This is a genomic window from Bacteroides sp. Ga6A2 (assembly GCF_000702225.1).
Lineage (GTDB): Bacteria > Bacteroidota > Bacteroidia > Bacteroidales > Bacteroidaceae > Ga6A1.
Map to the genome: position 1 here is coordinate 1 of NZ_JNKX01000066.1, position 9,898 is coordinate 9,898.

6 protein-coding genes and 1 pseudogene are annotated in these 9,898 nt (G+C 38.2%); 5 read left to right on the forward strand and 2 right to left on the reverse strand.

Features of this window, described 5'->3' with window-relative positions; genetic code table 11:
• The 4 genes from T538_RS0113175 to T538_RS0113190 form a co-directional block, all read left to right on the forward strand.
• A partial coding sequence (locus T538_RS0113175) for a BspA family leucine-rich repeat surface protein (RefSeq protein ID WP_051656098.1) occupies positions 1-1,697 on the forward strand: 1,697 nt, incomplete at its 5' end.
• Between the two features lie 15 nt (positions 1,698-1,712).
• A complete protein-coding gene (locus T538_RS0113180; RefSeq protein ID WP_081834994.1) occupies positions 1,713-3,461 on the forward strand; it encodes a BspA family leucine-rich repeat surface protein in 1,749 nt (582 codons plus the stop codon).
• Entirely contained in the window at positions 3,418-4,719 is a 1,302-nt protein-coding gene (locus T538_RS0113185; RefSeq protein WP_051656100.1) for a BspA family leucine-rich repeat surface protein, read from the forward strand. Before T538_RS0113180 ends, T538_RS0113185 begins: the two co-directional genes overlap by 44 nt.
• Before the next feature lie 124 nt (positions 4,720-4,843).
• Entirely contained in the window at positions 4,844-5,815 is a 972-nt protein-coding gene (locus tag T538_RS0113190; protein ID WP_051656101.1) for a BspA family leucine-rich repeat surface protein, read from the forward strand.
• A gap of 607 nt (positions 5,816-6,422) precedes the next feature.
• Here T538_RS0113190 and T538_RS17290 read toward each other — a convergent pair.
• Together T538_RS17290 and T538_RS0113200 are read right to left on the reverse strand one after the other, a co-directional pair.
• Positions 6,423-7,466, reverse strand: a complete 1,044-nt coding sequence (locus tag T538_RS17290) for a hypothetical protein (RefSeq protein WP_051656102.1) — start codon at positions 7,464-7,466, stop codon at positions 6,423-6,425.
• Positions 7,467-7,720: 254 nt separating this feature from the next.
• Positions 7,721-9,397 (reverse strand): hypothetical protein, encoded by a 1,677-nt coding sequence (locus tag T538_RS0113200; RefSeq protein WP_051656103.1) that lies wholly within the window; start codon positions 9,395-9,397, stop codon positions 7,721-7,723.
• Positions 9,398-9,566: 169 nt separating this feature from the next.
• Here T538_RS0113200 and T538_RS0113205 point away from each other — a divergent pair.
• Positions 9,567-9,898, forward strand: a pseudogene (locus T538_RS0113205) (IS982 family transposase); the annotation flags it as partial.

Below are 9,898 nucleotides of genomic sequence, written 5' to 3' on the forward strand. Positions count from 1 at the left end.
GCTTGACAAACCTTGACCTAAGCTGTTTTGATACATCAAATGTAACTGATATGAGCGGAATGTTTAAAGATTGCTATGGTCTGACAACCGTTGATGTTAGCAAGTTCAATACAGCCAAAGTAACAGATATGAGATGTATGTTCTATGATTGCCGCAGCTTAAAAGACCTTGATGTTAGTAAGTTCAATACAGCCAAAGTAACAAATATGATTTTGATGTTCTCTGGTTGTCGCAATTTGACAAACCTTGATGTTAGCAATTTCAATACATCGAATGTAACGAATATAGAAGGTATGTTCTATGATTGCCGTAGTTTGACAAATCTTGACGTAAGTGGGTTTAATACATCAAATGTAACAAAAATAGAAGGTATGTTTTGGGGGTGCGAAAAACTGGCAACCCTTGATGTAAGCAAATTTAACACCTCAAATGTAACGAATATGGAAAAAATGTTCTATTACTGCTGTAGTCTTACAAGTCTTGATGTGAGCAGCTTCAATACATCAAATGTAACGAACATGGAAAATATGTTCTATTTCTGCCGTAGTCTTACAAGTCTTGATGTGAGCAGTTTCAATACCTCGGAAGTGAAGAACATGGGAGGTATGTTTTCTGATTGCTATGGCTTAAAAGAACTTGATTTAAGCAAATTCAACACCTCGAAAGTAACGGATATGAGTGTGATGTTTTCAGGTTGCCAGAGTCTTACAAATCTTGGTGTAATTAACTTCAATACATCAAATGTAACGAATATGGAGGGTATGTTTGCAGGCTGCCGCAGTTTGCCGCATCTTGATTTAAGCAAATTCAACACCTTGAAAGTAACGGATATGAATGGTATGTTTGCAAGTTGTCGCAGCTTGACGAGTCTTGATGTAAGTAACTTCAATACATCAAATGTAACGAATATGGAGGGTATGTTTGCAGGCTGCCGCAGTTTGCCGCATCTTGATTTAAGCAAATTCAACACCTTGAAAGTAACGGATATGAATGGTATGTTTGCAAGTTGTCGCAGCTTGACGAGTCTTGATGTAAGTAACTTCAATACATCAAATGTAACGAATATGGTAAAAATGTTCTCAGGTTGCCGCAGTCTGATGCATCTTGATGTAAGCAACTTCAATACTTCGAAAGTAACGGATATGAGTGGGATGTTTTTAGATTGTCGCAGCCTAACGAGTCTTGATTTAAGCAACTTCAATACTTCGAAAGTAACGGATATGAGTTGGATGTTTTCAGATTGTCGCAGTCTAACTAGTTTTGATGTAAGTAACTTTAATACTTCGAAAGTAACGGATATTAGTGCAATGTTCAGAGAATGTAGAAGTTTGCAGAACCTTGATATGAACAATTTTAACACCTCGAATGTAACGAAAATGACTTGGATGTTCGTAAAATGCGAAAAATTGGGGAGTCTGGATCTAAGTAACTTCAATACTTCTAATGTGAAGGAAATGACTCAAATGTTTTGGAGGTGTACGAATCTGAAAACAATTTATGCCGGAGAGGGCTGGGATACAAGTAATGTCAAGGATTCAGAAGATATGTTTATTGATTGCACCAGTCTTGTTGGTGGTGAAAAAACAAAATTTGATTCTGGAATTGTTGATGCAACTCGTGCAAAGATAGACGGCGGAAAGGCAAATCCTGGATATTTTACGGCTAAAAAAATAAGAAAGTTGAAAGTTGAAAATTGAAATTTGAAAAATAGTATGGAAAATATTTTCGCAAAAATCCTAAGCCTTATTTTGTGTGTGGTAAAACCTGCGGCAGGTATGGCGCAAGAAGCGTATGCGGTAGAGTCAAACGGCAGCTCAACACTTACTTTCTATTTCGACAAAAAGAAATCTTCACGACAAGGCAAGGTTTATGAACTGAATGAGGGAAAAGACTATCCTAAATGGGTGAAAACGGCTAATGACTCAATTACTGAAAGTTCAACTTTCACGACTGTAGTCTTTGACAAGTCGTTTAAAAAAGCCCGTCCTGTGTCGTGCGCATATTGGTTTAAAGGCTTTAATAATCTGACAAAAATAGAAGGCATTGGTAATCTGAATACCTCGCAAGTAACCAATATGAACCGTATGTTCTATTGGTGCGAAAAACTGGATAGCCTTGATTTGAGCGGCTTCGATACATCAAAGGTAACGGATATGGGTAGGATGTTCTTAGATTGCGATAGTCTGGAAAGCCTTGATTTAAGCAGTTTCGACACTTCGAAGGTGACAGATATGCACAAAATGTTCTCGGGCTGCAGAAGTCTTGGAAACCTTAAATTAAGCAGTTTCAATACCTCGCAAGTAACGGATATGCACGAAATGTTCTATAATTGCGAAAGATTGGCGGACATAGATATGAGTAGTTTCGATACCTCGAATGTAACGGATATGCACAAAATGTTTTTTGGTTGCGAAGGTTTGGGTAGCCTTAACCTAAGCAACTTCAATACTCCGAAAGTAACAGATATGAGCGAGATGTTCCATTATTGCAGATATCTGTTTGAACTTGATTTGAGTGGTTTTGATACTTCAAAAGTAACAAATATGGAAGCAATGTTCGGAGGTTGCGAAGATTTAGAGAGCCTTGATTTGAGCGGTTTCGATACTTCGAATGTAACAGACATGCACGAAATGTTCTCTGATTGCGAAGTTTTGGATAGCCTTGATTTAAGCAACTTCAACACTTCAAAGGTAACAGACATGCACGATATGTTCTATAATTGCGGAAACATGGCGAGTCTTGATATAAGCAGTTTCGATACGTCAAAGGTAACGGACATGAGCGAAATGTTCTTAGATTGCGATGGTCTGGAGAGCCTTGATGTAAGTTGTTTCAATACTTCGAATGTAACAGATATGAACAATATGTTCTCTTGCTGTGGTTTAAAAAAACTTGATTTAAGTGGTTTCGATACATCAAAAGTAACAAGTATGGAAGGAATGTTCGCAGGTTGCTGTGAGCTTGAGAATCTTGATTTGAGCAGTTTTAAAACTTCTAACGTAACGACTATGTATGGCATGTTCGATGTTTGCAGAAGCTTGAAGAACCTTGATGTAAGTAGTTTCGATACTTCTAATGTAACGAATATGAATAGCATGTTTAGTACTTGCAAACACCTGGAGAGTCTTGATGTAAGCAAGTTCAATACTTCGAAAGTGAAGGATATGTACAGTATGTTCTCTGGTTGCAATGTTTTGGAGAGGCTTGATTTGAGTAGTTTCGATACTTCTAATGTATGGAATATGAAAACAATGTTTGAGGGTTGCAAGAATCTGAAAACAATTTATGCCGGAGAGGGCTGGAGCACAAGTAAAGTCAAGGATTCGGAAGAAATGTTTAAGGATTGCACCAGTCTTGTTGGTGGCAAAGGAACTGAATATGATTCTGAATTTGTAGATAAAACTCGTGCAAAGATAGATGGCGGCAAGGCAAATCCTGGATATTTTACGGCTAAAAAATAAGAAAGTTGAAAAGTCAGAATTCATGATAATGTCAAAATTTAATATGAAACGCAATATAGCATTATTTTTCCTAAGCCTTTTGGGGCTTACCGCACAACCTGCGCAAGCTGTTGCGAAAGAGGCGTATGCAGTAGTGTCGCCAGATGGCACGACACTTACTTTCTATTTCGATGAGAAGAAATCTTTACGACAAGGCACGGCGTATGAGTTAAAATTAGGTAAAGACTATCCTAAATGGGTTAGACTAAGTGGACACTATTCTCTACCTGAAAGTCCTGATTTTCCGACAGAAATAATGACGGTTATTTTTGACGAGTCGTTTAAAGATGCCCGTCCTGTGTCGTGCGCATATTGGTTTGCAGGATTTAATGGTCTGAAAAAAATAGAAGGCATTGCAAATCTGAATACTTCGAAAGTGACGGATATGAGTTTTATGTTCTATCGTTGCCATGTCGAGAGCCTTGATTTAAGCGGTTTCGATACTTCGAATGTGACGAATATGAGTTTTATGTTCGAAGGTTGCCATGGCGATAGCCTTGATCTAAGTAGTTTCGATACTTCGAATGTAACAGATATGAGCGAGATGTTCTCATTCTGCAGTCTGTCGAATATTGACTTAAGTAGATTCGATACTTCAAAAGTGACGAATATGACTTGTATGTTCGATTGCTGTGAGAATCTGAAGAGCCTTGATCTAAGTAGTTTCGATACTTCGAATGTGACTGAAATGGGTAGTATGTTCGAGAATTGCAATCAATTGGAGAGTCTTGATTTAAGTAGGTTCAATACTTCGAAAGTAACGGATATGGTTGGTATGTTCAGCCGTTGTGAAAGTATGGAGAAACTTGATTTAAGCAGGTTCAATACCTCGCAAGTAACTGATATGAGCAGAATGTTCGAATTTTGCGAAAACTTGAAAACTCTTGATTTAAGTGGTTTCAATACTTCGAATGTGGAAGATATGGTTTGGATGTTCTCTGATTGCGAAAACTTGAAGAACCTTGATATAAGCAGTTTCGATACTTCAAATGTAACGGATATGAGTTGGATGTTTTCTAATTGCGAAAGCCTGAAAACAATATATGTCGGAACTGGCTGGAAAACAAGTGATGTCAAGGATTCTGAAGATATGTTTGTTGATTGCACCAGTCTTGTAGGTGGCAAAGGAACTGAATTTGATTCTGAAATTGTAGATAAAACTCGTGCAAGGATAGATGGCGGAAAGGCAAAACCGGGATATTTTACTGCTAAAAAATGAGGTTGGAATGGGCCTAATGCTTTCTTCCTTTTTTAGAGGCTGCATTTTATATTTTTTTGATGGCGTGAAAAAGGTTGGAGTGAAAAAAATAGGTTATTTTTGCTGAATAAATCATGATTACGGTATGAAGCGTTTTCCTGCAATATTTCTGAGTTTTATTTTGCTTGTGGCAAGCCATGTGTCAGTCATGGCGCAAGAGCCCTATGTAATTAAGTCGCCCGACGGCACAATGCTCACGTTCTATTTCGACGACCAGAAGAAGTCTCGACAAGGCAAGGCGTATGTTATAAATAAAGAAGGGCAGGATAATGCCGAAGGTGTGGGTAAGGACATGTCTTTCTTAGTCTTAGGAATAAGACATTATGTTACAACGGTTGTTTTTGACGAATCGTTTAAGGATGCTCGTCCGGAATCTTGCAGAGGTTGGTTCAGGGGCTTTTCAGGTTTGACGAAAATCGAAGGCATGGAAAATCTGAAAACATCTAGCGTAACGGATATGAGTTATATGTTTAATGGTTGCAGCGGACTGACAAGTCTTGATTTGAGCGGTTTCGATACATCGAATGTTACGAGTATGAGCGGTCTATTTTCTCATTGCAGTAGCCTTAAAAATCTTGATTTAAGTGGTTTTAATACCTCGAATGTAACGGATATGAGCGGACTGTTTGAAGGTTGCAGGTTTGCGACCATTGATTTTAGAGGCTTTGATACTTCGAATGTAAAGTATATGGGCAGCATGTTTGCTTTTTGTGATATAAAGAACCTTGATTTAAGTAAGTTAAACACTTCTAAAGTTGTAGATATGAGCAGAATGTTCTCTGGGTGTTGTTTGACGAGTATTGATATGAGCTATTTCGATACCTCTAATGTAACGGACATGAGCGAAATGTTTGCTTTTTGTATGAATCTTAAAACAGTTTATGTTGGAGACGGTTGGAATACAAGTAAGGTAATACGCTCTGAATGGATGTTTGATAAAGTTGCGCATCTTGTGGGTGGCAATGGAACAAGGGCTTATTATAGTAATGCAAACAAAACTCGTGCCAAAATAGACGGCGGAAAGTCAAATCCGGGATATTTTACGGCTAAGAAATGAGGTTGGAATGGGCCTAATGCTTTCTTCCTTTTTTAGATATTTTTTGATTACTGTCAGCTAAACCTGTTTTATCCCCCATATTTACTGCTTTTGTCGCTTGACAAGCCCCCAATTTAAGAGATGACAACGGCTGTCCGCTTAAATTTTTCCCCTCACATGACATAAACCTAACCTTGGAGCGCCATATTTGCTATTTTGAGACAGTTTCTGTCACTTTACATCATCCAAATTGGTACTTATACGTCCATTATATCGGCTGTCCGGGGAAAAAAGGGCCATGTAATCACCAAAGGATTTTAGCGGATACCAATAAATTAATACAATTATGGGGCTTACTGAAAAGGAAAAGTCACTCAACTCCTGGGTTTCAAGGGGTAGAGTGACTTTGTATGATGTTTAGCGGACAGTAATAATTCTCATTGTTCATTTACGGCATGGTCATAATGGTTGGCAAATGACTCAACTGGTTTTAATCATCTAATGTTCCCAAAAAATGGTTTGTGGGTCTCATTTTGGGAACAATTAACCCACTGACAATCGGCATTGATGCTGAAAATCAGAGGGCTTATTCGTTTCGTTGTCAATCTTGAAAAGATGACTATTGTTACTATGCAGCTTTAACGGCTCTCAGAGTTTCAGTACACTTTTGGCGAGCCTCGTTAATATCAGTCGTGTTGATTGTGTTAATTTGATCTCCACCAACTGTCTTATTGACGAGCTTGACCTTACACATGTGATAAAGAAGACCTACAAGCATTACGACATTGCTTATTATTGCCTTATCTGCTTCACGTAGATTTCTCCAATCTACATTTCCATCAGTATTCTTATTTGAATCAACTATAAATCTCATGACTTTAAACTGGTCATTATAGATATTATTTGCCATGTTCAAGTCATTAAAGTAGTTCTTTGCAGCATCGTTGAGTTCTTCAAGATACTTGCATATCTTATTGATAACTTTTTCGTTTTCCAACATTTGATTATACGCTTTATCAGCTTTGTCAGAAATACTTGAACCTACCATGCTAAAGATAATACCACCAACGAGCAAACCGACACCAAGTGTTGCACCACTAAGAACCGCACTACCAAGAGCCATACCGCCGCCACCAACAGCAATAGATCCACCGCCGAGGGCTGCAAGTGTTGCATTTGTTGCAGCTACACCTGTCAACGATGATATTGCAGTTCCTGTTGATGCAGTACCAAGTGCCATGACAGCGGCAGTTGTCGCACCCGAAGCAGCAAATCCACCAGCCGTACCTAATGCAGCCCCCCCTAATCCTCCGACCAAAATACTTGCTCCAACGGACGCCTGCTCCAATTCTTTTGGATCAAACTTTGGAATATCAACATTTCCAATCTTGATTTCTGCAAAAGAAGGACGGTTTTTAATTTTTTCGACTACATCTGCAAATTGCTTGAACGATGAAAGGATATTCATTTCAAGAGTACCCAATTCGTCCATGGTTTTACAAGCTTGTTCATCAATAGACTTGTGACGCTTTTGGTTTTCTTCGTCACGTTTTTGGGCTTTTTTCAAAGTGTCATTGGCATCAGCCATATCAATAGCTCCCTTGACACCTGCACCAACTCCAGTAATTGCAGCAACACCTGCAGCAATACCTAAAATCAAAGGTAGTGGCATAATTGATTAGTTTTTAGATTTTAAAAATTTACATATTTTATAATTCTCTGAATAATAGTCTTCTTCAGACATATAATTCTTAAATATCTTATCATATGCTTCGTCAACGCGACACAGCAGTGGACGCTTATTATAAATAGAACAAAGATTGTTCAACAAATACTTGCATGTACCATCACCTCTGTCGAGTTCTGCATACACAGGGTTACCTGCAAGTGATTTACAGCATAGCCCACATTTATCACACTTGAACATTAGCTAAATACCCATGAGCCTTCTCTGTCAGTCCAGAAATCATCTTCGTTCATATATGATAAAGCATGCCACGGAAGTTCAAGCCCAATTTGTTGGTATAAATTAAGCAAACGCTTGTTTAGAACGTCAGGACTCATATCACATAAAAGAGATTTGACAGCAGAGTGTATTATTGCAATTTCTTTCTTGAAAGTTTCCAAATCAATACTAAATAAATCAGCACTATACTTTTCCAATAAGATGGCTTGTTCTCGATAATACATCGCAACCTTATCAACAGACGGAATCCTATTTAGGATTGAAACAATCCAGTTAATAGCTTTATTATTGTCAAGCATATACAGAAGCGAACAGCTCATTATGCCAGTAACCAAAGTACCACAAAACGTTTGGACAATTGTTCCAGCAACAGGTATTGCACCTACTGCTGTATTTGTAATTAGTTCAGACACCATGGTACCTGCTACGACACTAGCACCTGTTGCAAGAATCTTTGCAGCTGCACGTATTCTTTCACCAGGGGGAAGACAGTCTGGATTAAACAAAAGAATCTTTGTTGCAGAAACAAGGGATGACCAGGACTGTCTTAGAATTCTGACAAGGCTTTTGGCAGTAGTACAAAAAATGTTACATAAAGTTGTAGTAAGAGAGGATAACACTCCTGCAATAGCACCATCAAGAAATCTTTCCATCAATGCCTTGTACTTTGACTTTGCATTGAGTAGCCCCTGTTTTACACCTTCTCCTATACTACGAAACAAAGACTCGCCACTGCTTTTACCTGCCTTAATTGCATCTTTTACAGCGAACCAAATTTCACTGAATACTAATCCAAGTACTTGGCGCACACCCATTTTGAAACCTGTCTTAGCAGCAGCAAATGTAGTGTCTCTAAAAAAAGCTTTGCTAGTATAATATGCTCTATTGATTTTCGCATCATAAGCTTTTTTGGCTTTTTCATAATGAGCCAAAAGTTTTTGTTTCGTCTCAGAATCTAAATCTGGATGGTCGTTTACATAAGCCTTAATGTCAACCATTTCCATTGGCGCATCGCAGCCATGTTCCTTACGGTATTGCTCATTTTTCGCTTTTGCCCATGCACCCATTGATGCATTGAGACTTTTGTTCGTCCATGCGAAATTGACCGGATCATCAGCAAGTGATTGACCTGATAAGCCAGATAAAACTCGACCTCTATCATCGTGAATAGATTTACATTCAATAATATGGTCTAATTCAGCCTTTCTATCAGGACTTATGGCATTTGTATGCCCATAAAATCCGACTTTTCCAGACTGATATTGATCATCAATATCTTTATATGTTTCTTGCCAAGTTTCTCTTGCTTCGTGTTTTGTGTGCTGAAAGTTTCCACCTGCGTGATAACTCCGTGCATCATAATCTGGACGATTATTATAAGCGGACTCATTGGATGAGTTCTTGTAACCCATTAACTCGTCTTGACCAATCTTTCGTACATTATGAATGGTATCTACGTCACCTCCATGTTGATCTTGAATTAAAAAATCAAGTCCAAACGAGGTGATTAGACTATCGATTATCACCTTTTCATATTGTTGAAATATACTTGAATAAGCATTACGCTCATCAAGTACAGCCACTGTAGCAACGCCAACAACAAAATTACTATGTGTAGGCAGATCATTATTTTCCATCGTAATGCCATTTATCTACTACAAAAGTACAATATTATTTTTAATAACTATCAAATCTCACTATAATTACGCCAGTTCGGGATAAGAAAAGTCAAATAAAAGTTGGTAATCTCGCTATTTATTTGTGTCTTTATAGCTGAGAACAAACAAGTTACAAAATATAATAGCAATGATTACCAGAGACAAAGTTACTGAAATTTTCTGTATTATCGACGAGTTTGACAAGAATTTGAACGAGGAATTGAAGAAAAACCTTCGTCTGCCATCCAAAGACGGCAGCGGAAAACGTCACAGAAACCGTAAGGGAAGACTCTCCGAAAGCGAGATTATGACCATCCTCGTATGCTATCATTTTGGCACATACAAGAACTTCAAGGAGTATTATCTCAGCTGTATCCAGATGCAGCTAAAACATGATTTTCCGGACGCCGTTTCGTACAACCGCTTCGTGGAACTGATGCCGCGAGTGTTCCTGAAAATGATGCTTTTCATGAAACTCTA